The sequence below is a fragment of the Bacillus sp. JZ34 genome, assembly GCF_053903205.1.
In genome coordinates, this window is the sequence record NZ_CP096403.1 from 4,335,609 (window position 1) to 4,357,500 (window position 21,892).

Annotated in this window: 25 protein-coding genes and 1 pseudogene (1 of these 26 running past the window's edge); 1 reads left to right on the top strand and 25 read right to left on the bottom strand. The window is 43.9% G+C overall.

The window, feature by feature from the left end:
* Position 1 precedes the first annotated feature (1 nt).
* The 13 genes and pseudogenes from glmU to metG form a co-directional block, all read right to left on the bottom strand.
* Positions 2-1,372 carry a bifunctional UDP-N-acetylglucosamine diphosphorylase/glucosamine-1-phosphate N-acetyltransferase GlmU gene (gene glmU / locus M1D90_RS22025; protein ID WP_105980623.1) on the bottom strand — a complete coding sequence of 457 codons (1,371 nt, stop codon included), beginning with the start codon at positions 1,370-1,372 and terminating at the stop codon, positions 2-4.
* 301 nt (positions 1,373-1,673) lie between these two features.
* Entirely contained in the window at positions 1,674-1,967 is a 294-nt protein-coding gene (gene spoVG / locus M1D90_RS22030) for a septation regulator SpoVG (protein ID WP_003178198.1), read from the bottom strand.
* Positions 1,968-2,147: 180 nt separating this feature from the next.
* Positions 2,148-2,525: a 2-iminobutanoate/2-iminopropanoate deaminase gene (gene ridA / locus M1D90_RS22035; RefSeq protein ID WP_020449807.1), complete on the bottom strand. Its 378-nt coding sequence runs from the start codon at positions 2,523-2,525 to the stop codon at positions 2,148-2,150.
* Positions 2,523-3,376 (bottom strand): annotated as a pseudogene (gene purR / locus M1D90_RS22040) (pur operon repressor); the annotation flags it as partial. The gene ridA and the pseudogene purR, both read right to left, overlap by 3 nt.
* Positions 3,377-3,432: 56 nt before the next feature.
* On the bottom strand, positions 3,433-4,302 hold the full coding sequence (gene ispE, locus M1D90_RS22045; protein ID WP_025809574.1) for a 4-(cytidine 5'-diphospho)-2-C-methyl-D-erythritol kinase: 870 nt from the start codon (positions 4,300-4,302) through the stop codon (positions 3,433-3,435).
* Between the two features lie 236 nt (positions 4,303-4,538).
* On the bottom strand, positions 4,539-4,724 hold the full coding sequence (locus M1D90_RS22050) for a small, acid-soluble spore protein, alpha/beta type (RefSeq protein ID WP_003178189.1): 186 nt from the start codon (positions 4,722-4,724) through the stop codon (positions 4,539-4,541).
* Between the two features lie 156 nt (positions 4,725-4,880).
* Entirely contained in the window at positions 4,881-5,141 is a 261-nt protein-coding gene (gene veg / locus M1D90_RS22055; RefSeq protein ID WP_003178187.1) for a biofilm formation stimulator Veg, read from the bottom strand.
* 224 nt (positions 5,142-5,365) lie between these two features.
* Positions 5,366-6,247 carry a sporulation peptidase YabG gene (gene yabG / locus M1D90_RS22060; RefSeq protein WP_023855980.1) on the bottom strand — a complete coding sequence of 294 codons (882 nt, stop codon included), beginning with the start codon at positions 6,245-6,247 and terminating at the stop codon, positions 5,366-5,368.
* 159 nt (positions 6,248-6,406) lie between these two features.
* On the bottom strand, positions 6,407-7,285 hold the full coding sequence (gene rsmA, locus M1D90_RS22065) for a 16S rRNA (adenine(1518)-N(6)/adenine(1519)-N(6))-dimethyltransferase RsmA (RefSeq protein ID WP_020449803.1): 879 nt from the start codon (positions 7,283-7,285) through the stop codon (positions 6,407-6,409).
* On the bottom strand, positions 7,278-7,838 hold the full coding sequence (gene rnmV / locus M1D90_RS22070) for a ribonuclease M5 (protein ID WP_035337508.1): 561 nt from the start codon (positions 7,836-7,838) through the stop codon (positions 7,278-7,280). The genes rsmA and rnmV overlap by 8 nt, the downstream gene beginning before the upstream one ends.
* A 167-nt stretch (positions 7,839-8,005) precedes the next feature.
* Positions 8,006-9,202 (bottom strand): G5 and 3D domain-containing protein, encoded by a 1,197-nt coding sequence (locus M1D90_RS22075; protein WP_020449801.1) that lies wholly within the window; start codon positions 9,200-9,202, stop codon positions 8,006-8,008.
* A gap of 244 nt (positions 9,203-9,446) precedes the next feature.
* Positions 9,447-10,214 carry a TatD family hydrolase gene (locus M1D90_RS22080; protein ID WP_231006591.1) on the bottom strand — a complete coding sequence of 256 codons (768 nt, stop codon included), beginning with the start codon at positions 10,212-10,214 and terminating at the stop codon, positions 9,447-9,449.
* Positions 10,215-10,297: 83 nt separating this feature from the next.
* The gene (gene metG / locus M1D90_RS22085) at positions 10,298-12,286 is read right to left on the bottom strand and encodes a methionine--tRNA ligase (protein WP_035337513.1); all 1,989 of its coding nucleotides are present in this window, start codon (positions 12,284-12,286) and stop codon (positions 10,298-10,300) included.
* 507 nt (positions 12,287-12,793) lie between these two features.
* Here metG and M1D90_RS22090 point away from each other — a divergent pair.
* The gene (locus M1D90_RS22090) at positions 12,794-13,084 is read left to right on the top strand and encodes an AbrB/MazE/SpoVT family DNA-binding domain-containing protein (RefSeq protein WP_085959887.1); all 291 of its coding nucleotides are present in this window, start codon (positions 12,794-12,796) and stop codon (positions 13,082-13,084) included.
* Positions 13,085-13,133: 49 nt separating this feature from the next.
* Here M1D90_RS22090 and rsmI read toward each other — a convergent pair whose 3' ends face one another.
* The 12 genes from rsmI to M1D90_RS22150 all read right to left on the bottom strand — a co-directional run.
* Positions 13,134-14,009 (bottom strand): 16S rRNA (cytidine(1402)-2'-O)-methyltransferase, encoded by an 876-nt coding sequence (gene rsmI, locus M1D90_RS22095; protein WP_396279208.1) that lies wholly within the window; start codon positions 14,007-14,009, stop codon positions 13,134-13,136.
* Positions 13,984-14,277, bottom strand: a complete 294-nt coding sequence (locus M1D90_RS22100; protein WP_020449797.1) for a GIY-YIG nuclease family protein — start codon at positions 14,275-14,277, stop codon at positions 13,984-13,986. Before M1D90_RS22100 ends, rsmI begins: the two co-directional genes overlap by 26 nt.
* A complete protein-coding gene (locus M1D90_RS22105) occupies positions 14,264-15,007 on the bottom strand; it encodes a tRNA1(Val) (adenine(37)-N6)-methyltransferase (RefSeq protein WP_020449796.1) in 744 nt (247 codons plus the stop codon). The genes M1D90_RS22100 and M1D90_RS22105 overlap by 14 nt, the downstream gene beginning before the upstream one ends.
* A gap of 64 nt (positions 15,008-15,071) precedes the next feature.
* Positions 15,072-15,434, bottom strand: a complete 363-nt coding sequence (yabA, locus tag M1D90_RS22110; protein ID WP_256164616.1) for a DNA replication initiation control protein YabA — start codon at positions 15,432-15,434, stop codon at positions 15,072-15,074.
* A 14-nt stretch (positions 15,435-15,448) separates the two neighbouring features.
* On the bottom strand, positions 15,449-16,276 hold the full coding sequence (locus M1D90_RS22115; protein ID WP_020449794.1) for a PSP1 domain-containing protein: 828 nt from the start codon (positions 16,274-16,276) through the stop codon (positions 15,449-15,451).
* Between the two features lie 2 nt (positions 16,277-16,278).
* Positions 16,279-17,268: a DNA polymerase III subunit delta' gene (gene holB, locus M1D90_RS22120; protein WP_020449793.1), complete on the bottom strand. Its 990-nt coding sequence runs from the start codon at positions 17,266-17,268 to the stop codon at positions 16,279-16,281.
* A gap of 11 nt (positions 17,269-17,279) precedes the next feature.
* Positions 17,280-17,720: a YaaR family protein gene (locus M1D90_RS22125; protein WP_020449792.1), complete on the bottom strand. Its 441-nt coding sequence runs from the start codon at positions 17,718-17,720 to the stop codon at positions 17,280-17,282.
* Positions 17,721-17,731: 11 nt separating this feature from the next.
* Complete coding sequence (locus M1D90_RS22130; protein WP_003178156.1) at positions 17,732-18,061, bottom strand: cyclic-di-AMP receptor; 330 nt, start codon at positions 18,059-18,061, stop codon at positions 17,732-17,734.
* 74 nt (positions 18,062-18,135) lie between these two features.
* Positions 18,136-18,774, bottom strand: coding sequence for a dTMP kinase (tmk, locus tag M1D90_RS22135; RefSeq protein ID WP_020449791.1), 639 nt, complete (start codon positions 18,772-18,774; stop codon positions 18,136-18,138).
* Positions 18,771-20,213 carry an aminotransferase class I/II-fold pyridoxal phosphate-dependent enzyme gene (locus tag M1D90_RS22140; protein ID WP_456283050.1) on the bottom strand — a complete coding sequence of 481 codons (1,443 nt, stop codon included), beginning with the start codon at positions 20,211-20,213 and terminating at the stop codon, positions 18,771-18,773. Before M1D90_RS22140 ends, tmk begins: the two co-directional genes overlap by 4 nt.
* Before the next feature lie 139 nt (positions 20,214-20,352).
* Complete coding sequence (locus tag M1D90_RS22145) at positions 20,353-21,546, bottom strand: toxic anion resistance protein (protein WP_224146600.1); 1,194 nt, start codon at positions 21,544-21,546, stop codon at positions 20,353-20,355.
* A gap of 16 nt (positions 21,547-21,562) precedes the next feature.
* A protein-coding gene (locus M1D90_RS22150) for a 5-bromo-4-chloroindolyl phosphate hydrolysis family protein (RefSeq protein ID WP_023855986.1) crosses the window boundary here: on the bottom strand, positions 21,563-21,892 show its 3' portion. The gene runs 288 nt beyond the window's last position; the window shows 330 of its 618 coding nt (coding positions 289-618); the start codon falls outside the window, past its right edge — the gene reads right to left on this strand; its stop codon occupies positions 21,563-21,565.

A 21,892-nucleotide genomic window follows, 5' to 3' on the forward strand; every position in this document is an offset into this window, starting at 1 on the left:
ATTATTTTTTGTGTATGTTCTCAGCGTAGTCTTCTTTGTTGACTTGTCTTGCTCTGGCAATAGACAAAGCCTTGCCTGGTACATCGTCGGTAATCGTTGAACCCGCAGCTACGTATGCACCTTCGCCGATTGTCACCGGAGCGACCAAATTGGAGTTGCAGCCGATAAATGCCCCATTTTCAATCTTCGTTTTGAACTTATGTTTCCCATCATAATTTACGGTAATCGACCCGCAGCCGAGATTGACATCCGTTCCGATTTCCGCGTCCCCTATGTAGCTTAAATGAGATGCTTTGCTGCGATCACCAAATTCCGATTTTTTCACTTCGACGAAATTCCCGATCCTTACCTCATTGCCGATCTTTGAATCGGGTCTGATATGAGCAAACGGTCCAATTGTAACATCGTCACCGACTTCACTGTTCACGACAACGGACTGCTTAATAACCGTTCTGCTGCCGATCGTACTGTTTTCGAGTTCGCTGTTCTGTCCGATGACCGCGTCCTCACCGATGACAACCCGCCCTTTAATAACGGTGCCGGGATAAATCACGGTATCTCTGCCGATGACGGCTTCCGGTGAAATATATGTGTTGTCGGGGTCGATTAAGCTTACGCCGTTTCGCATGTGGCGTTTATTGATCCGCTGCTTCATATAAATTTCCGCTTGTGAAAGGGCGACTCTGTCATTGACTCCGAGCGTTTCCTGGAAGTTGCCAGTCTGATAAGCGGCTACAGTCTCACCTTGATTTTTCAAGATCTCAATGACATCCGGAAGATAATATTCCCCTTGTACGTTGTCATTGGAAACCTGCTCGATCGTTTGAAAAAGAGCTTCGTTGTCAAAACAATAAGTTCCTGTGTTAATTTCTTTGACAAGTCTTTCCTCGTCTGTTGCATCTTTATGTTCGACAATTTTTGCAACATCGCCGTTTTCATTGCGAATAATGCGTCCGTAGCCTGTCGGATCCTCCGCTACAGCGGTTAAAATCGTCACTTTTGCTGCTTTTTTCTGGTGCTCATTGAGCATGGCTTCCATCGTTTCGGCAGTTAAAAGCGGTGTATCTCCGCAAATGACGATAGTCGTTCCTTTTTCGCTTCCAAGAATCGACTTGGCCTGCTTAACGGCATGGGCTGTTCCGAGCTGTTCAGCCTGCAGGGCATATTCGCTTTTTTCCCCGAGCTGTTTTTTGACATCTTCGGCTCCATGTCCAACTATTGTGACAAGTTTTTCTAATGATAGCTTGCGAGCTTCGTCGACAACATGCTCGACCATAGGTTTTCCGCAAACCGGATGAAGAACTTTATAAAGCTTTGATTTCATTCTTGTTCCTTGACCAGCTGCTAACACAACTGCAAACCGCTTATCCATGTATTGGCCTCCATTATCCCTATTATCCATAGAAAAATATATCCTAAATATGAGTTGATTTCAAGCAAGCCAAAATGAGAAATCAGAAAATCAAGACAGCATATTTTGGATATTCAGAGTATATTTAGGATTTACTGATCAGGGAGACAAATTGATTCCTTCGGGATGGGATTCTCAAACCGCCATATGTTTTACCTCCTGTTTCTGTTATACGCAATCACAAACCATATATTGTCATTTTATTATGATAAGATTATTTTTTTTCAAAACAAAAAGGGCTTATCCATAAGCCCTTCTTTTTTTAAGAAGCTCCAGCTTCTTCATATTCTATTTCCTCAACGTCACCCAAACGATGATATTCATTTAACACCGCGTCCTGAATTTTTCCGCGGGTGCTTGAGTTGATTGGATGAGCGATATCACGAAATTCTCCATCAGGTGTACGCTTACTTGGCATCGCAACGAAAAGACCATTGTTTCCATCAATTACACGAATATCATGCACTACAAATTCGTGATCCAGCGTGATGGATGCAATCGCTCTCATGCGACCATCGGTATTCACGCGGCGTAATCTTACGTCGGTAACTTCCACAGTAGTTCACCACCTTTTCCCAATATAAAAACATTAGTGTAACTATTCAACGGTTTTTTTTGTTTTCCTGCATAATTAAAAATATTTTTGTAATATTGGGATAAAAAAACACTGAATTGACAAATTTTCCAAACAAAAAAGATGATTTTGGAGACCAAAACCATCTTTTCGGAGTTTTTTCTATTTTACTAATGCGACGACTTCTATTTCAACGAGCGCGTCTTTCGGCAGCCTTGCCACCTCAACACATGATCTCGCCGGTTTGTGGGTATCGAAGTACTGTCCGTAAACTTCATTCACCTCTGCGAACTGATTCATATCCGCCAAAAACACAGTTGCTTTGACGACAGTCTCCAGAGAGGCGTTCGCTTCTTTCAGCACGGCTTTTAAATTGCGGAAAACTTGATGCGTCTGTTCTGTGATGTCTCCAGTCACCATTTCACCCGACGGGGTCAGTGGAATTTGCCCTGAACTGTAAAACATATTATTGACAACAATTCCTTGTGAATACGGTCCGATCGCCGCCGGTGCTTCTTTTGTCTGAACAACCTTTGTCATCTCAAACTCCCCATTTCCTATTCATTGTCTGCAAAAAAACGCTGAAAGTTTCCGTTTTGGATTTCCACCTTTTTTTCCTTCATATCAATTTCAGAAAGAGTCAAAAGGGACATGTACTCATCGACCAGCCGCTCCTTGACTCCCTGAGCCTCCACAAGAACACCGATGCCTGCTACATGGGCATTGAATTCCTCGAGAAGATTGATCATACCGTTGATCGTTCCTCCCGCTTTCATAAAGTCGTCTATAATCAAAACGCGCGAGCCCGTCTGCAAGTTGCGTTTTGCAAGAGACATCGTCTGAATGCGGTTGGAAGATCCAGACACATAGTTAATGCTGACCGTTGAACCTTCAGTTACCTTATTGTCTTTTCTGACGACCACCGTCGGCACATCAAGGTAGCTGGCTACCGCATATGCCAGAGGAATTCCTTTTGTCGCCACCGTCATCACGACATCGATCTCCCTGTCTGAAAAAGCTGAAGCAAAAATCTTGCCGGCCTTCGTTAATACAGAGGGCTTGCCAAGGATATCGGTTAAATACAAATATCCGCCGGGCAATATCCGTTCCGAATCGATCAATGACTCACCGAGCGACTTTACAAATTCCTCCGCTTCATCGCGTTTTACCTTTGGAATGTATTTAACGCCGCCTGCTGCTCCCGGCACGGTCTGAAGCGTCCCGATCCCCTGCTGCTCGAAGGTCTGCTTAATAATGGTTAAATCTTCACTAATGGATGATTTAGCAGATTGATACCGTTCTGAAAAGAAGGTTAATGGCACTAAGACATGCGGATGGGTCAACAAATAATTTGTCAGATCCACCAATCTGCCGCTTCGACGAAACTTCATGCACTTACCTCCAAAATCCGAATATTTTTAAAAATAATATAACTTAACATACGGATTTAATCAAGTTCATTTTGTTCTCCGATCATCCGCACCGCATAAACCTGATCGCAAAACCCTCTTAATCCGTTATAGATTCTTTGTACTTTTGATTCGTATTGAACCAATCCGAACACAGTGGGGCCGCTCCCGCTCATCAGCACAGCATCGGCGCCAAACCGCTTCATTTGATTTTTGATCATCGCGACTTCGGGATGCATATTCAATGTAACAGATTCGAGAACATTGCCGAGTTTGTCGCACATTTTTTGAAAATTCTTCTCTTCGATCGCAGAAATCATACCTTGAACATCCGGATGTTCAATCTCATCGACTTTCAGCTGCTTGTACACTTCTGCAGTTGATACGCCAATCGTCGGCTTTGCCAGCACAACCCAGCAGTGCGGCGGAGTCTCGATATGACGGATTTTCTCTCCTCTTCCCGTTGCAAGAGCCGTTCCTCCATGTACGCAAAAGGAGACATCAGATCCGATCTCAGCGCCAAGCTCAGCCAGTTCATTCATCGAAAGCTTCAAATCCCACAGCCGGTTCAGCCCTCTGAAGACGGCAGCCGCATCGCTGCTTCCTCCCGCAAGCCCCGCAGCAACGGGAATCACTTTCGTAATAAATATAGAAACACCTTTTTTAATGCCGTATCGTTCTTTCATGAGCATTGCAGCCTGATAAGCAAGGTTTCGCTGATCGTCGGGAACAAAGCGGTTATGCGAGGAAACCGTTACTTTATCTTCTGCCAGCTCGGTTAATTCAATCCGATCCGCCAAATCAATTGTCGTCATGACCATCTCTACTTCATGATACCCATCTGGACGTTTGCGGCGAACGTCGAGCGACAAATTAATTTTAGCCGGCGCCTTCTCTAAAATACGCAATCCATTCACCTACTTCTCCATCTAAACATAAGTATCCACATTGTAACATATTTTGAAGTACAGGACGTACAAATGCATGCGCCCGTGCAGGACACCGCGCTCTTAGCATGCGGTCATTCCCGCAGATCGCGATTGCCCCCTTCAGCGAATCCTCAAGGCGTTTGCAGCACCTGATCGGCTGAATGCAGATCAATGAAAAAAACGGAGGACAGAAGCGCCCTCCGTATGTCACTGTTTTAATGATTTTGCTGGTTTTGAGCCATATGCTGTTCGGCTAATTCAATGGCCCTCTTCACCATGTTACCGGCGTCTCTGGCCCGAATTCCGCCCCAGCCCTCGGTTTTTACCGTGTCGTAAAATCCAAGATCCTTAGCCAATTCATTTTTGAATTCCTCTGACATGATGCTTCGACGTCTGCCCATGCGAAACAGCCCCTTTCAAGTATCATACCATCCGTCTGACTCATCATAAAACAAGTGACATGTATTAGCTTTGCTCGATTTGTGCAGAACTTCCCCGAAAAATTCTGGATAAAAAAAGGCAAAACAAAAAGCAGCAAACATAAAGTCCGCTGCTTATTAAAGGGCTACTGAGCTGGTTTTATCATCAGAAAATCTCAATTCAACCGTCTCAGTAAGAATATCCGCATAACTGTATGAAACTCTTTCAAACGAATTCTCGTCTTGGTCTAGTTGTATCACAAAAACAGAAGGGTACGTCTCAGCTAAAATGCCCGAACGCTCAATCGTTTTTCGGCGGCCACCGTTTGCTTTTAACGTCAGCCTTTTTCCCAAATGTCCATCAAGCGATCTTTTAATATCGGACAACGTTTTCGCCATTGCATCCACCTCACTATATTCAGTATACACCAGAAGCCCATTTTTGTCAAATAAAATTTAAATTATATCAACGTTCATAAGCCTCTGTCAATAAAATATTTGTGACAAATTATACGCCGACTTTCCCTTATTTTCCTCATTTTTCGTTTCATTATGTATGTTTTTTTAAAAAAAGGTAAAAACATTCGGCTGTATGGCAAAAACCCGCCATCCGGCGGGCTCGTTTAATCGTTTTCTTTTGTTTTATATGGCATTCCGATTCGCAATACGCCTCGCGTCTCAATGCCTCCGAGTCCCTTTTCCCTCGTCAGGGTGTTTCTGAGCACTTCCCAGACGTTAATGCGGTCCATAAACGGAGTGAAGCTGATTTTTGCGACTATATAGACCGGATCAAGCGCATGGATGTTGACTCTTGACGGAGAGCTTGCAAAATTTGCACCGGCTCTGATCAGTGATTCAAAATGGGACTGGCATGCGCCTGCAAAAATGACAAGCTGATCAAGATGGGGAATTTTTTTTCTCGCTTTTTGAACGGTTTCGATAAAATCTTTTGAATGCCTGTAGGCATCCAGATTGTTAATATCACCCTTCTGCTTAGAATAGGCATCGTGTCCGGTGATGACGAGAAGATCCGGGCGGTACTCATCGATCAGTTCCTCGATGACCGATGACATTTTCTTTTCATAACAATGAATGCCGTATACAGGAACCCCGATCTTTTCATAGAGCGCCAGACATTTTTTTAAATAAGCCGAATCCCCGTCTAAATGAAGGACTCTTCCAGGCATATGAAAGTACTGCTGTTGATTGTTATATTGGTTTGTGGCGCGGTACTCATGTTTATTGTGAAGGAGTTTGTAATCCTGGCGGAGAAGATCGAGGGATTCCTTCATTCTCGATTCTTCTTCCCGCTTTCTCATCTGCCGCTCAGCCTCGCGGACCATCTCCAAGTCCGTTAAATATGCGTCAGCGATTAATCTGACCTCATCTCCGTGCAAAACGGCCACAGGTTCTCCATTTGCCGATTGATCAATTCGTATAATTCGAAATAAGATATCTCTTCGATAAGATTTTCTGACGACCATATCGCCTATTTTAAATTGCATGCTTTTCACTCCACACATAGACTAAGCCCCATCCTGATGAATATAAAGCAATGAAAAGTAAAGGTGCTTCTTTAGCCTATGTGCCCGCCCTTCAAGTGGTGAACGGATGACAAGCCTGATCAGGCTTAAAGCCCGGCTTCAAATAAAAAAAGCCCTCCATTAAAGAAGGACTGCTCTCAAGCGGTCAGATAAGACAGCGAACTCTTCAATGCTCAGCGATTCCCCGCGTCGTTTTCCGTCGATTTGTGAATCCTGAAGCGCTCTTTCAATTTTTGATTTATTCTCTTTGCCATTCGGCAGGTTGTTAACGAGGTTGTTGAAAAGCGTTTTTCGGCGCTGTGCAAAGCTGGATTTTACGACTTGAAAGAAAAAGGCTTCATCTTGAACCGCGACAGCCGGTTCTCCCCTCAGCGTCAGCCTGATGACCGCGGAATCCACGTTAGGCTGAGGGACAAATACAGTCTTTGGCACATTCATGACCGTTTTGGCTTCGGTATAAAACTGAACCGCGATGGAAAGGGACCCGTATTCCTTTGTAGAAGGTTTCGCAGCCATTCGGTCCGCCACCTCTTTTTGAAGCATGACGACGATCCCTTTCAGCGGCAGATTTTCTTCTAAAAGCTTCATGATGATGGGAGTCGTGACGTAATACGGGAGGTTGGCGACAACCATCACCTCATCGCAGTCTTGAAACTGCTCGTCCATTACCGCCCGGACATCGGCTTTCAGGACATCCTGGTGAATGACAGTCACATTATCATACGGAGAAAGCGTATCTTTTAAAATCGGCAGGAGCCTTTGGTCGATTTCGAAGGCCGTCACTTTCTTCGCACGCTTTGCCAGCTGCTCGGTCAATGCCCCGATCCCCGGACCGATTTCAATCACGCCGGTACGCTCCGTCACTCCCGCATGGTCGACAATTCTGTCCAATATGTTCGTATCAATCAAGAAGTTCTGCCCCAGGCTTTTTTTGAATGAAAATCCGTATTTATTGAGAATTTCCTTAGTTCTAATTGGGGTGGCGATATCTTTATTCATGCTCTTCCTCCCGCAGCACAACATCCAGTGCGCTTAAATAATCACTCTTTTTGATCTGAAACATTTGCAGCCGCTTTTGAAGCTGTTTCCCATTTGTATAGCCGATATTCAATATCTCGCCGAGCCGCTCCCGCCTTTGTTTTGCCAGAGGGCCCCCGATCAGGCCGGCTTCGATTAAATCCTGAGCCTCAATCTCAGGTTCCGTCGCCTCCATTTCCTCCTGAACGGTTTTTAAGCATTCGCGGATTGCCTCAAGCGAAGCATGTTCAACACCGATTCCGCGCTTATTTTTAGGCTTTGCCAAATGCTTGGGTAAAAATGCATGCTTGCAGCCGGGGACTTTTTCTGCAATCGTTTTTCTGATTTTTTCCCCCGGGAAATCAGGATCGGTTAAAATAATGACCCCGCGCGTTTCCTGGGCAAGCCGAATCCGTTTGATGACGTCTTCCCCTATGGCAGATCCGTTCGTTTCAATCGTATCAGCATCAACAGCCGATTTGATTTTTGCTGTGTCATCACGGCCTTCGACAACAATGATTTCTTTAATCTTCATTTCTTCCTCCGTATAGTGAAAAACCTTTTATTACATTTTTAAAATTATTGAAACCTTTTTGTAATAAAACCGTCTAATTAATTAGAAAACAAGATGGATCTATTATAACCAAAAAAACAGAGGGCGCAAAATCCCTCTGCTTATATAAGAAGCGTAATAAATGATATTTAGTTCAACACCTTGATTTTAACTCTTTTGTTACCCCAGCGGTAAGCTGTAGACTTACTCGGAAAGAATACATCGATTTTACGGCCTTTGATGGCTGAGCCTGTATCGGCTGCAACCGCGTAGCCATATCCTTCTACATGTACTTTAGAACCCAGCGGAATGACGCTCGGATCGACAGCGATCACTTTAGCACCCGGATTATTTTTCAAGTTAACGCCGGTCGCAGTGTGGCCAGAGCATCCGTTGCAGCTTGCCGTATAAGCTGTAGAGGATACATAAAATTCTTTTCCTGAGGATTGATTTCCGCGCGATACATTCGCGCTGACTGTAGCCACTGCGGCTTGCTTTGTACCGACAGCAATAATTTTGGCTTTGCTTTCAGCGGCTGTTTCCTCTTTAACCAGTTCTCTGGAAACTTCCTTGCCGTTTTTCATAACAACGGCATAGTGCTTTTTAAGCTTGCCATGTTTACCGTCCCGTACAACTTTTTCTTTCCCTTTTTCAAGTGAATCGTCCTCTTTTTTGCGGACTTCAAAAGGGATGTTCTCTTCCACTACATCGGTGACTTTTTTGATACGAGTAATGTGAATCGCCTGATCTTTTGTCAGCTTTTTATCAAGCGCAGGCTTAACTTCATCATCGCCTTTTATGCTGATCTTATGATGTTTTAAAAAGTCAGCGACCGTAGTCGAAGTCGTCCATATATCTTTATCTTTACCGGCATCCTTTACGGTTACTTTAAAAGCCCTTTGCAAAGTCAGCTTCATGTCTTTCGTTATTTCTTTATCAACTGAGGGTTCAATTTGATCGTGTTCCGCCAACTCTAGATTTAAATCTTTCAGCAGTTTGCCGACAGTACCCGCTGTTGTCCAGATTTCTTTTTCCTGTCCGTCGACCGCGAAATGAACAGGTTTTGCGGCAACATACTCAACATTCGTGTTCGCCGTTAATTTTGTATCTTCAGCGGGAGAGATGTGATCTTCTTTCCTCGTCTCGATGTCTAAGCTTTTCAGCAGTTCACCTACGGTTTCAGCATTCGTGCGAACATCCTGCTTTTTCCCGTTTATCGAAATGGTGACTTGCTGTTTAGCGAGCTCATGTGCTCCGTAAGCAGTTCCGCTTCCTGCGACAAGCAGTCCAGCAGCAATCAGTATCCATCTGCTTTTGCTAAGCTTTACGGAAAACAGCTTTTTCATTTTTTGTATGATGAAAAACGCCTCCTTCTCCTCGGGGAGATTATATAGAGTATCTACAAGCCTGTCAACCCTCCTCTCTATTTCTCCGCAAGCCCGCCATCTCTTTTATTATGGGAAAACCACCTCATAAAAGAAAGAAAGACTTGTCGACAAAGATATCCTATGAGTGCAAACAGACATGTAGAACTTTTTAGAACCGTCCCCCGAAGAGACAAGCTTGAACAAGGCTCGATATCAAATCGTGTCAGCTGATGCCGAAAAGTTTTTTTGCATTTTCTGTGGTGATGGCCGCTACTTCTTCATAAGTCATCCCTTTCAATTCAGCAATTTGTTCGGCGACAAGCTTCACATAGCTTGGTTCATTCCGCTTTCCTCTGTATGGATGCGGCGTTAAATACGGGCAGTCCGTCTCAATTAAAAGTCGGTCATTTGGTATTTGTTTGACCACTTCCTTCGGCTTTTTGGCATTTTTAAATGTGACGGGACCGCCGAAAGATAGGTAGAAATTCATATTTATGCACTCTTGTGCAATTTCGGCGCTTCCGGTATAACAGTGCATGATCCCGCCGACTTCCTCGGCCCCTTCTTCCCGCAAAATAGAAACGACATCCTCTGTTGCATCACGGTTGTGAATCACGATTGGCAAGCCGACTTCTTTTGCCAAAGCAATCTGTTTTCTGAACACCTCTTTTTGAACGTCCTTCGGCGACTTATCCCAATGATAATCAAGTCCCATTTCACCGATCGCCACAACTTTTTCATGGGCAGAGAGGTCTTTGATCCAAGCCAAATCTTCATCGGTCATATCAATTGCATCAACCGGATGCCACCCGATGGCAGCATAAATAAAATCGTATGCTTCAATCAATTCCATTGCGCGCTTAATCGTCGGACGATCGAATCCCACAACAACAATGTGCTCCACTTTTTCTTCCTTTGCCCGAGCAATGACTTCTTCCAAATCCTCATTAAATTGCTCGGCATTTAAATGTGCATGTGTATCAAATAACATCAAAATGCCACCTTTTTTAGATATTGTCGAAAAACAAAAGGTGTTCGACGAAATGTTACACGTGGAACACCCTTTGCCAACATTTATTTGATTCGCGTTCCGTTTGATAATGAACTGTCTACCGCTGCAAGCGACAGAACGCCGTTGTCTTCTCCAGCCAATATCATGCCTTGAGAAAGTTCTCCTCTTAGTTTGACCGGTTTTAAGTTTGTTACACAAATGACTTTCCGGCCGACAAGCTCTTCAGGTTTGTAGTGCTTGGCAATTCCTGAAACGACCTGGCGTTTTTCAAAGCCCAAATCAAGCTGAAGCTTTAACAGACGGTCCGCTTTTTTGACGGGTTCGGCATGGATGACTTCAGCCACTCTCAGCTCCGTGCTCATAAAATCGTCTATTGTGATTTCCGGAAGCCTTTCAATTGCTTTTTCCTCTTGTTTCGGTTCTTCTTTTGGAGCCGTTCCCTGCATTTTTGATTTGATATAAGCGACTTCGTCTTCCGCTTCAAGACGCGGGAACAACGGTTCTCCTTTTTGTACTTTGACCGATTTCAGCTGGCCGAAGCTTTTAATGCTGTCCCAGTTTTTCAATGACGCATCCGTAACACCGAGCTGTGCAAAAATCTTTTCAGGCGTCTGCGTTAAGAACGGCTGCAGCAATACAGCAGTGATGCGCAACGACTCTGCCAAATGGTACATGACCGATTGAAGATCTTTTTCTTTGTCCTTATCTTTTGCCAGTACCCATGGGGCTGTCTCGTCAATGTATTTATTCGTTCTGCTGACAAACTGCCACAATGAAGAAAGCGCTACAGAAAACTCCATATTTTCGATCGCCTGTTCGTACGCTTCAATTGTCTTTTGTGAGAATGATGACAACTGTTCGTCAAAAGCGGTAACCGGGCCTTCGTATGACTGAACCCGGCCGTCAAAGTATTTGTTGACCATGGCGACCGTTCTGTTTAACAGGTTGCCTAAATCATTCGCTAAATCATAGTTGATCCGCTCGACAAATCCTTCCGGTGTAAATACGCCGTCAGAACCGAACGGCACTTCGCGGAGAAGATAATAACGCAATGCATCAAGTCCGTATTTGTCGATTAATGTGACTGGATCGACCACATTTCCTTTTGATTTAGACATTTTTCCGTCTTTCATCAGCAGCCATCCGTGGGCAAAAACTTTTTTCGGCAGCGGAAGGTCCAATGCCATCAGCATAATCGGCCAGTAAATGGTATGGAAACGGACGATCTCTTTACCGACAAGATGAACGTCTGCCGGCCAATATTTTTGATAATTTTCATCGTTTGCCGTATTAAAGCCAAGTGCCGTAATGTAATTAAACAGCGCGTCTATCCAAACATAGATGACATGCTTCGGGTTGCCGGGCACTTTTATTCCCCAGTCGAACGTCGTCCGGGAAACAGCCAAATCCTCAAGACCCGGTTTAATAAAGTTGTTGATCATTTCATTTTTGCGGGATTCAGGCTGAATGAATTCAGGATTTTCTTCATAGAAAGCGAGCAGCCGGTCCGCATATTTTCCCATGCGGAAGAAGTAAGATTCCTCTTTGATTAACTCAACGGGATGGCCGCTGTCAGGACTTTTTCCTCCGATTACCTCGCCTTTTTCGTTTCGCTCAACATCAACGAGCTGGGTTTCGGTGTAAAACGTTTCGTCAGGTATGCTGTACCAGCCTTCATATTCATCAAGATATATATCACCATTGTCAAGCAGCTTCTGAAAAACCTTTTCGATCACGTTTTTATGACGTTCCTCTGTCGTCCGTATGAAATCGTCATTGGATATGTCGAGCTTTTTCCAAAGCTGCTGAATGTCTTCTGCCGCACGATCGACCAATTCCTGCGGAGTAATATTTTCCTTCTCCGCCGTTTGCTGGATTTTTTGTCCGTGCTCATCTGTACCTGTTAAGTACCTGACATCAAAGCCTCTCAGTCTTTTATACCGAGCCATCGCATCACCGGCAACGGTTGTGTAGGCATGTCCAATATGTAGCTTTCCACTTGGGTAATAAATGGGTGTAGTGATGTAAAACGTATTTTTTTCTTGCGGCATGATGGAACCTCCCAATTAAAATGTCAAAAAACTCCCGCCCAAAGGACGAGAGCGGCATGTGTATTCATTCAGTATATACTCAATATATAATCCCTCTTTATATGATACCATCTTAGCCTTCAAGTTCAAGAAAATATACATTGTCGATCCATCATGAATACGGTCGATTACAAATTTTTTAACAGAAAGAAATATTATACTTCGACAAAAAAATGCTTTCATTGTCGAATAATGTCGTATATAATCGATATGAGGAAAAACCTTAGTTCGAAAGTCTTGATTTAAGGGCTTTTTTTTGATTGATCCTACTGTTTTATCATCTTCATTTCCCTTGTTACATCAGTTCTTCCAAGGTCTTTTGACTATATGATCTAATTTTTACAAACAATAGAAAAGAAAATGATTGACGTTTATTGGAAACCTTGTTATGCTAGGACTGTAAGGATTTTGTCGAATAATGACGAAGATAATAAACACCTATAAAAATAACAATCTTTCGGGAGGAGAATGAATATGAAATCTACAGGTATTGTACGTAAAGTTGATGAGCTAGGACGCGTGGTGATTCCGATCGAACTTCGCCGTACGCTTGGAATCGCGGAAAAAGACGCTCTTGAAATCTATGTAGATGACGAAAAAATCATCTTGAAAAAATATAAACCAAACATGACTTGCCAAGTTACAGGTGAAGTTTCTGATGACAACCTTAAACTTGCAGGCGGTAAATTGGTTCTTAGCCCTGAAGGCGCTGAGCAAATCATTAACGAAATTCAAGCACAACTTCAATCTCAAAAATAATTATTTTGATTATACAAAAACCGCTCTTGCCGAAGCAAGGGCGGTTTTTTTAGTTTTGAATATGATAAGCGTCATAAATCTTCCGTTTCGGAACGCCGCGGTCTACCGCGGTTTTTTTAATGGCTTCTTTTGAATGATATCCTTCGCTGATATAATGCTCGACATGTTCTTTTTCTGAAAGGTGCTCCCACCAGAACGACTCTTCGATCGTTTTTTCACGGCTTCCCTCGATCACAAGGCAAAACTCTCCGCGTACCTGTTCCTGTTCAGCCCATGTGAGTGCTTCTTCGATCGAACCTCTGATAAACTCTTCAAATTTTTTCGTGAGTTCCCTTGTCAATGCGATTTGCCGGTTGCCGAATACCTCTCTGATGGCTGACAAGGTTTCTTTCAGCCGATGCGGGGACTCGTAAAAAATCATCGTCTCCTGTCTGTTTTTCAAAGCCTCGAGCTGTTTTTTCCTTTCACGTTTGTTACGGTCCAAAAAACCGAAAAAGAAAAACGGCTGCGGCGCAATGCCTGAGGCTATCAGTGCGGTCAAAGCAGCATTTGCACCGGGCAAAGGCACGACATAGCCGCCCATTTCGATAAAATCGCGGACGATTTCAGCCCCGGGGTCAGATATTGTCGGCATTCCGGCGTCACTGACCAGCGCGACATTTTTACCTTCTTTCAGCCATTCCAAAATTTTGTGTCCGCTGCTTTCTTTATTGTGTTCATGGTAGCTGACAAGCTGTGTCTCGATTTCGTATACATGGCACAATTTCTTCGTCTGCCTCGTATCCTCCGCAGCAATAATGTCCGCCTCTTTCAACACAGAAACCGCTCGAAATGTCATATCCTCCAAATTGCCGATGGGTGTCGGAACGAGATATAACATGCCCATGTCTGATTTTTGGTCAAAGCTCTTTTGCCGGTTGATAATCAACACCCTCCCGTCTTTTTTCTTCTATATAACGTTCTTTGTTCTTTCTCGATAATTTTTTAAAATAGTATTCGGCCTGCATCGCCTCTCGCTTTGTTGAAAAGCACTCTGCATAATGGAGTTTTACCGGCAGCCTTGCCCTCGTATACTTCGCACCTTTCCCGTCATTATGGGTTTTCAGGCGCTTCTCGATATTGTTTGTATAGCCGGCGTACAAGCTACCGTCCCGGCACGAAAGCACGTAAAAATAATGGCTACTCGTCTCCATATAAAATCTTCCTTATTTCAGGTGTATATTGATCTTGTTCATCATATACGAATAAAGGAGGCAGAATTTTCAGGTCAGGCCGGCCGTCTTTTATTCCTTCCACTAAAATGGTGTTGGCCTCTTTACTTTTTTTCGGGTAAACAAACTGGACGCGCTTCGGCTCGATTTGGAAGGCCTTCATCAATTCAAAGATTTCGAGCAGCCTCCCCGGCCGGTGAACGAGAGCGAGTTTGCCGCCCTGCTTTAACAGCTTGCTGCTGACGCGAACGACGTCTTCAAGCGTGCAGTAAATTTCATGTCTGGCAATGGCCAGATGTTCATTTAAGTTTTGCTCCGTTTTTTGCGGCGTCTTGAAATAAGGAGGATTGCATGTGACGACATCAGCTTTATTATATCCGAGCACCTGCGGCATATTGTTCAAGTCGTCCCTGATGAGATGAATCTGTTTTTGTAGGTTGTTGTATTCCACGCTGCGGAGAGCCATGTCATACAGCCTTTCCTGAATTTCCACCCCGGTGATGGCGGCTTTTGTGCGGGTGCTGAGAAGCAGCGGAACAATCCCGTTCCCTGTGCACAGATCAATGATGTTTCCTTTTTGTATCGGAACATATGCAAATTTCGACAGCAGAACGGCGTCTAAGGAAAACGCAAAAACTGTCGGGCTTTGCACGATTTTCATATCTTCTGCAAGTAAATAATCCAGTCGTTCATCGTCTTTTAATTGAATCATGTCTTTTCCCTTTCCTAAACACATTGTACCGTTAAAAAGGCTTCCGTTCCGCCGGAAGCCTTTCTTATTTTTTATTTAAGAACGAGAGGCAGAACAGGCAGTCTCCTTCTTTGCGAACACTTCCGTAATGGATGTTGCAAATATGGAAACCCTCCTGATACAGGCGCGCCAAATTATCATGGCCTTCTCCAATATCAGCATGCCCTGTCTTTTCTGCTTTTATCTCTTTTTCATCGGATTTTACGTTTTTTAGCCTTTGATCCGTTTCTTCCAGCCTCTTGCGCAAATGCTCGTTTTCAAGCTGTAAATGATTGTTTTCTTCAATCATTTCCCCGATATGCTGCTTGAGATCTCCAAGCTGGCGGTAAAGGGACCCGATTTGTTCTTCTAAACTTATCACTGTATCAAACAATTCTTTTTTATCCAAGGTTTCACACCTCGTTAATCTGTGGTTTGTGCAGATACGACACCTTCTTGCAACAGCTCATCCCACGTATATTCAACGACTTTGTCACAGTCTGTCAGTTCAACTTGGAGAATGCGTTCAAGAATATTCAAGCCGACGACTTTTGCCGGGCCGTTGGACGTGGCGATCACTTCCCCAATATCCGGAAGCTGTTCTTTTGCTGTTTCGTATTCATCGTTTTCATATTTCAGACAGCACATCAGCCGTCCGCATAGTCCGGAAATCTTCGTCGGATTCAGCGACAGATTTTGATCCTTTGCCATTTTAATAGACACGGGCTCAAAATCACCTAAAAATGTGGAACAGCAAAGCATTCTTCCGCACGGTCCGATGCCGCCCAGCATCTTCGCTTCATCCCTGACGCCGATTTGCCTCAGTTCGATTCTCGTTTTAAAGATTGACGCCAAATCTTTGACGAGTTCTCTAAAATCGACTCTTCCGTCAGCCGTAAAATAAAAAATGACTTTGTTGCGGTCAAAAGTGAATTCCACATCGACCAGCTTCATCTCAAGGCCGTGCTCGTTAACCTTTTTCTGGCAGACATCAAAGGCGGACAGCGCAGCTTCTTGATTCTCTTCAACGATCAGGCGGTCGCGCTCATCCGCAACTCTGATCACTTTTCTTAAAGGCAGCACGACATCATTCTCGTCTACTTTCTTGTTGGCGATGACAACCTGCCCGTATTCAACACCGCGAACCGTTTCGACGATCACACAGCTGTCTTTATCTATCTGAAATCCGTTCGGATCGAAATAATATATTTTGCCCGCTTTTTTAAAACGGACACCAATAACGTTGTACAAGCTTATCCCTCCTGCAGCATTAAAACCAAGTGCTCCATTAATCCTTGAGCATTCACATTGGAATAAAGCCGTTTTTTTGCTTCTAAAACAGCAAGTATCTGGTTTGTCACTCTTTGTTGTGTTGTTTGCAGCGCATGCTGTTTTAATGATTGGAATAAGTCCTGAAATAGTATTTTATCTTCATGTCCCAACTGAATGGACAACACGTCGCGATATATAAATAAAAGCATATCAAGACCCATTTCTTGGTGGTCTTTCTCCTTGAAAAAGGGCATCCACTGATCTTGAATATAGAAAAAAGCATGTCCTTTTCGCTGGTGTAAGACTTCATACAATTTTATCACTTTCGCTCGCGACTCTGCAAACTGATCATTTCGACTCAATTCGAGCGCTTCCGATAAATTGTTTGTCATATTCGACAAAAGGGCAGCAATATTCGGTGAGACCTCTTGTTTGATCAGTTCCTTTTCAATTGATTCGGGCTGCAACGACTGAAAGGATAAAACTTGGCATCTCGATATGATCGTATCGAGCAATTTTTGCGGCTGTTCCGTTAAAAGAACAGCGATTGTATCGCTGCTCGGCTCCTCTAAAAACTTCAGAAGGCTGTTCGCCGCATTGACCGTCATTTGATCGGCATGGGAGATAATGTACAGCTTTTTATGCGATTCCAAACCGGTCTTTGAAAACTCTTCCTGAAGCGCCTGAATTTGTCCCTTTTTAATCGAAAGTCCGTCCGGATGCACGACGTGAACGTCCGGATGGTTTCCTGATTCAATCCGCTGGCAGTTCCGGCACGACTCACATGGCTCCGCTCCGTCTTCAAGGCAAAAAAAGCTTTTTGCCAGAAGGGTTGCCGCGTCTAATTTGCCCGTCCCTTTGCGCCCTTCAAATAAATAGGCATGGGCAAGCCGGTTTCTTTCTATACTATTTTGCAAAAGCTTCATGACCCGTGGCTGAAGCTTCTGCATTTCTGTCCAGGTTGTAGCCATACCATCACTCTCTATGTGTAAAGGTTTATCAGTAAACCCTTGATTTCGCCAATCTGTTCTAAAAGTTCGATAGAAGATTTTTCTTGGTCCATCAGGTCCTCTGTTAATTGCACAAGCTTTTCGTCCAGTTCTTTTACAATGCTCAATGTCCGGCTGTTTCCGTACAGATCGAAGCTTCTTGAATTCTCCACCGTCAGCCCGTTTTCAACGGTCTCTTTTACAAATCGTTTGATCAAGCCTTTGAATCTGGCCAAATCCTTGAAGTTCCTCGACTTTGATAAGCGTTTTCCGAACGCTTCAATATCTGTTAAAAGCATTGTCAACTGTTCAACTCGTAGCTTGCCGCTTTGTATATTCATCTTCTCTTTAAATGAAGCAGAAACGTTTTCTCCTCTTGCAGGCGGAGTCTGCTGTTTCTCTATCATTGTACGCAGTTCTTGACTTATTTTCATATCCTCAACCCTTAAAATTGATGGAATTGCTCGATCGGCAGTACAAAAACGGTTGCTCCGCCCACTTCAACTTCAACGGGATAAGGAACATATGAATCGGCATTTCCGCCCATTGGAGAAACAGGGGCAATCAGCTGATCGCGCTTGCTTCCGTTTTCTTTTATCAAGCTTAAAGCTTTGTCTACTCGAATATCATCTACACCCAACATGAAGGTTGTGTTTCCCGATTTCAAAAAGCCGCCGGTTGACGCCAGTTTAGTCACGCGAAAATTGTGATCGGTTAAAGCCTTTAAAAGCCTATTGCTGTCTTGGTCTTGAACAACAGCGATAATTAACTTCATATGAAAAGCCCCCTTTTGGATGGAAACACTTAAGGATACTCTTGCTACCATTATAACAATGAATGGTAAACAGGTCACAACTGATTTTCTTTTAATGCTTCCTTAATGATGTTATTTACCCTTTTTAACACATGTTCAACATTCTGACTGGCATCCACGATCCGAAATCGGCCGGGAAACCGGTTCATAACTTCTTTATAGCCTTTTTGAACAAGTTGATGAAAATGGAGTTTTTCCAGATCAAGCCGGTTCTTCTCTCTGGCATGATTTATATTGATCCGCTTCATTCCCTCTTCCGGGTCGATGTCGAAATAAATCGTCATATTAGGCATCATATTGCCGATCGCAAATTGATTAACAGAAAATACTTCATCAATGCCGAGTCCCCTGGCATACCCCTGATAAGCAAGTGAACTGTCGATGAACCGGTCGCATAAGACGATTTTTCCTTTTTCAAGCGCCGGTTTTACTTTTTCGACAAGGTGCTGCCTTCTTGCGGCTGCATATAATAAGGCTTCAGTTTTTGGATCCATAGCCGTATGACTTGGATTTAAAATAACCTCGCGAATTCGTTCAGATATTTCAATGCCGCCCGGTTCTCTTGTCGCAAGAACAGAATAGCCGTTTTTCGTCAATTGGTCTGCCGCAGCCTGAAGGATTGTCGTTTTTCCCGCACCTTCAGGCCCTTCAAAAGTAATAAATAATCCGTTCATGATTTCTCCTCTTCTATATATACAGTTAATTGCTTTTGTTTGAGCTGATTGCTGCCCTGAATGTGTACATTCAGGTCGACGAGCCGCGTCAGCCGGCTGATCGTCTCTTTTGTTATTCTCTCACCCGCCATAATCAACGGAATACCCGGAGGGTACGGTATGACCGGTTCCGCGCTTATTCTGCCCACGGCTTCCGTAAAAGGAACCGATTCTTTTTTGAAGGCTGACAACTTGCTTTTCCGGTAAGGCAAAGCTGTGACTTTTTCAGAAGGGATTCCGATTCCGGCAGGATAATCGTGTTGAACAGCTGTATCTCTGATTTCTTTGCCGATTGTGCTGATCAGTTCCGGCGCAGGCTTGTTTTTTCCTTCAAGCGGCAGGATCAACAGGACTTGCCTTTCATCTGCCAATTCAGGATGGATGCCGTTTGCTTCAAATATGGATTTCAGTTCAAAACCGGAGTGGCCATACGCTGATCTGACAGACAGCTTAAGCGGATCTTGCTGGATACCGGCATCAGCCGGCTCGACGATCTCGGCTCCGTTTATTTGAGAAAAGGCTTCTCTCATGTTGAGGAGCTCTTTCTCAATATCGGCTGTTCGATTTGTTTTCAAGATATTTTCGGCGTATGCCCTAGCTATATCCAAAGATGCCATGATTGGATAAGAAGGACTGCTGCTTTGAAGTACAGAGAGATAGTATGCCAGTCTGTCCCTGTTCACCCTGCAGCTGTTAATATGCAGATAAGATCCCATTGTCATCGCCGGGAGCGTTTTGTGCGCAGACTGAACGACAACATCGGCGCCCGCTTTCAGCGACGACTGGGGAAATGGATGGCCCAGCACAAAATGGGCGCCGTGAGCCTCGTCGACTAGAACGGGAATGTCGTGTTGATGGGCCTCTTCTATGATCGGCTTCAGATCAACAGCATGTCCGTAGTAATTGGGATATGTCAGCACGATTCCTTTAGCGTGCGGATATTGTGAAATTGCATCTTTTGCCGTTTCGTACAGTATATGTGTGGGAACGGCCATCGCCTCATCAATTTCCGGCGTCAAAAAAACCGGATGGGCGCCTGAAAGTTCAATCGCATGAAATACAGACTTATGGCAGTTCCGCTGAACAAGTAACGTGTCACCCGGCTGACAAACAGCCATGATCATCGCCAGATTCCCGACGGTCGAACCATTGACGAGAAAAAAACTTTCTTCCGCGCCATAAAGCCGCGAAACTAAATCCTGCGCTTCTTTGATGACGCCTGATGGCTCATGCAAATCATCCAGACCCGTCAGTTCAGTTAGATCAACTTTGAGAATCGTTTCGAAAAAGGTTTTCGCTTCATCAAAAAAGACATCTCCATTGTGATGTCCCGGAACGTGAAAAGAATAATGATGTCCTTCAGCATGGTTCACCAATGCTGTATATAAAGGTGTCTTCATATAACCGATCCTTTAGTCATCTTCTCTATTTTCTTCGTCACCCTCGTGCTCCCGGGTGACGGTATGACATTCTGCATTTATTATACCCTTCAAGGCGGATTACATAAAGGGCGGACGTTTTGGTAAATGTTTATCTTGCTTATGATAAACGGTTTTGGTTTTCTTTCATGTCCAGCAGCTTAGCCTTGAGACCATCTTCCATTGCCCTTATTTCTTCTTCTGCCTGAAGGCGCTTTGAACGGCCTTCTTCTTGAATTTTAAGCGTCTCCTCTAGCGTTCCGATCAGATTGTCCTGCACTTGTTTCAATGTTTCGATATCGATAAAGCCGCGCTCATTTTCCTTGGCAGTTTCGATCGTGTTGGCCTTCAGCATCTCGGCATTTTTCAAGAGCAGTTCGTTTGTTGTGGCTGAAACCTTTTTTTGAGCTTCTACGGCTCGGCGCTGCCTCAACAGAGTAAGCGCAATAGCAACCTGATTTTTCCAAAGAGGAATTGCTGTCATAATCGATGATTGGATCTTTTCCGCCAGCACTTGATTTGTGTGTTGGATCAAACGGATTTGCGGGGCGCTCTGCAGTGTAATTTGTCTGCTCAATGTTAAATCATAAACCCGCTTTTCCAGCCGGTCGGCAAACTGAATCATATCATTTACATCCTGAACGGCCATATGATGATGTTCTGTTTTCGATTTCTCTTTTAATTCGGGTATGGTTTGATGTTTTAATTCTTCAAGCTTCAGCTGACCGGCTGCAATATAGACATTCAGCGCTTCATAATATTCTTTATTTTTTTCATACAGCCGTTCGAGCATCTTATTATCATTGATCAGCGCGCTTTTGGAATGCTCAAGTTTTACGCTGATTCTGTCTATTTGGGCGCCGGTTTTTTGATACCTTGATAAGACTTCTTGAACAGAATGGGATACTCTTCCGAAAAAACGGGAAAAAAAGTTCCTTTTTTCAGTTTTCAATTCATCAGGGCTGACCTGTTCAAGCTTTTTCATTAGGTCGCTTAAGACCTGCCCAATTTCACCAATATCTTTTTTTTGGACGTGCTCAAGCATCTCGTGTGAAAAATTCAAGAGTTTGGATTGAGCTTGCGTTCCATACAGAGTCATGCTGTCATGTTGTTTTGGATCGATCTGTTCGGCCAGTTGGAATGCCTGCCGGCGTTTTTCTTCGGATAACGTATCAACCAGATTTACTTGCTGCCCGCGATGTTCTTCCTCCATGCCGGAAACAGACTTTTCTCCTTGTCCAAAAGGATCGAAAAGCAAATCATCAATTTTAAGCTGTGCGCCAGTTTTGTGTAACGATGGTTTATATTCGCTCATTTTCAGCTTTCCTCCGTCAGCCTTTTTTCATTGAATGCTTTGCGACGTCCAGTTCAAACTCCAAGTGGTCAATGTCTGTTTTCAGCAAGTCATAAAGGTCGTCTTCCAATTGCTTGGCAAGCTTATCGATCATCATGCGTGTTTCGCTTAAAGAAACTTCAAGCTTCGCATTACGTTTTGGCTGTGACGCCAAAAACGCATGCTTTTCCGTCAGTTCAACAATTGAATCAAGGCTTTGATAATAAAAGCGTTCAACCTGGTAAAAACGCTTTGGTTCGTTCTTTGTGATGCTGTAAATTTTTCTGACGATACGGAGAATTTCTATATTTTGTTTAATCGTTTGAAT

What these genes read in the sequence shown, in the direction of transcription:
- glmU (WP_105980623.1), bottom strand. Translation starts at nt 1,372, where the DNA reads ATGGATAAGCGGTTTGCAGTTGTGTTAGCAGCTGGTCAAGGAACAAGA.
- ridA (WP_020449807.1), bottom strand. Translation starts at nt 2,525, where the DNA reads ATGACAAAGGTTGTTCAGACAAAAGAAGCACCGGCGGCGATCGGACCG.
- M1D90_RS22050 (WP_003178189.1), bottom strand. Translation starts at nt 4,724, where the DNA reads ATGGGCAGACGTCGAAGCATCATGTCAGAGGAATTCAAAAATGAATTG.
- veg (WP_003178187.1), bottom strand. Translation starts at nt 5,141, where the DNA reads ATGGCGAAAACGTTGTCCGATATTAAAAGATCGCTTGATGGACATTTG.
- yabG (WP_023855980.1), bottom strand. Translation starts at nt 6,247, where the DNA reads ATGCAATTTAAAATAGGCGATATGGTCGTCAGAAAATCTTATCGAAGA.
- rsmA (WP_020449803.1), bottom strand. Translation starts at nt 7,285, where the DNA reads ATGAATAAAGATATCGCCACCCCAATTAGAACTAAGGAAATTCTCAAT.
- rnmV (WP_035337508.1), bottom strand. Translation starts at nt 7,838, where the DNA reads ATGAAGATTAAAGAAATCATTGTTGTCGAAGGCCGTGATGACACAGCA.
- M1D90_RS22075 (WP_020449801.1), bottom strand. Translation starts at nt 9,202, where the DNA reads ATGAAAAAGCTGTTTTCCGTAAAGCTTAGCAAAAGCAGATGGATACTG.
- M1D90_RS22080 (WP_231006591.1), bottom strand. Translation starts at nt 10,214, where the DNA reads ATGTTATTTGATACACATGCACATTTAAATGCCGAGCAATTTAATGAG.
- metG (WP_035337513.1), bottom strand. Translation starts at nt 12,286, where the DNA reads ATGCCGCAAGAAAAAAATACGTTTTACATCACTACACCCATTTATTAC.
- M1D90_RS22090 (WP_085959887.1), top strand. Translation starts at nt 12,794, where the DNA reads ATGAATATGAAATCTACAGGTATTGTACGTAAAGTTGATGAGCTAGGA.
- M1D90_RS22100 (WP_020449797.1), bottom strand. Translation starts at nt 14,277, where the DNA reads ATGGAGACGAGTAGCCATTATTTTTACGTGCTTTCGTGCCGGGACGGT.
- M1D90_RS22105 (WP_020449796.1), bottom strand. Translation starts at nt 15,007, where the DNA reads ATGATTCAATTAAAAGACGATGAACGACTGGATTATTTACTTGCAGAA.
- holB (WP_020449793.1), bottom strand. Translation starts at nt 17,268, where the DNA reads ATGGCTACAACCTGGACAGAAATGCAGAAGCTTCAGCCACGGGTCATG.
- M1D90_RS22125 (WP_020449792.1), bottom strand. Translation starts at nt 17,720, where the DNA reads ATGAAAATAAGTCAAGAACTGCGTACAATGATAGAGAAACAGCAGACT.
- M1D90_RS22130 (WP_003178156.1), bottom strand. Translation starts at nt 18,061, where the DNA reads ATGAAGTTAATTATCGCTGTTGTTCAAGACCAAGACAGCAATAGGCTT.
- tmk (WP_020449791.1), bottom strand. Translation starts at nt 18,774, where the DNA reads ATGAACGGATTATTTATTACTTTTGAAGGGCCTGAAGGTGCGGGAAAA.
- M1D90_RS22140 (WP_456283050.1), bottom strand. Translation starts at nt 20,213, where the DNA reads ATGAAGACACCTTTATATACAGCATTGGTGAACCATGCTGAAGGACAT.
- M1D90_RS22145 (WP_224146600.1), bottom strand. Translation starts at nt 21,546, where the DNA reads ATGAGCGAATATAAACCATCGTTACACAAAACTGGCGCACAGCTTAAA.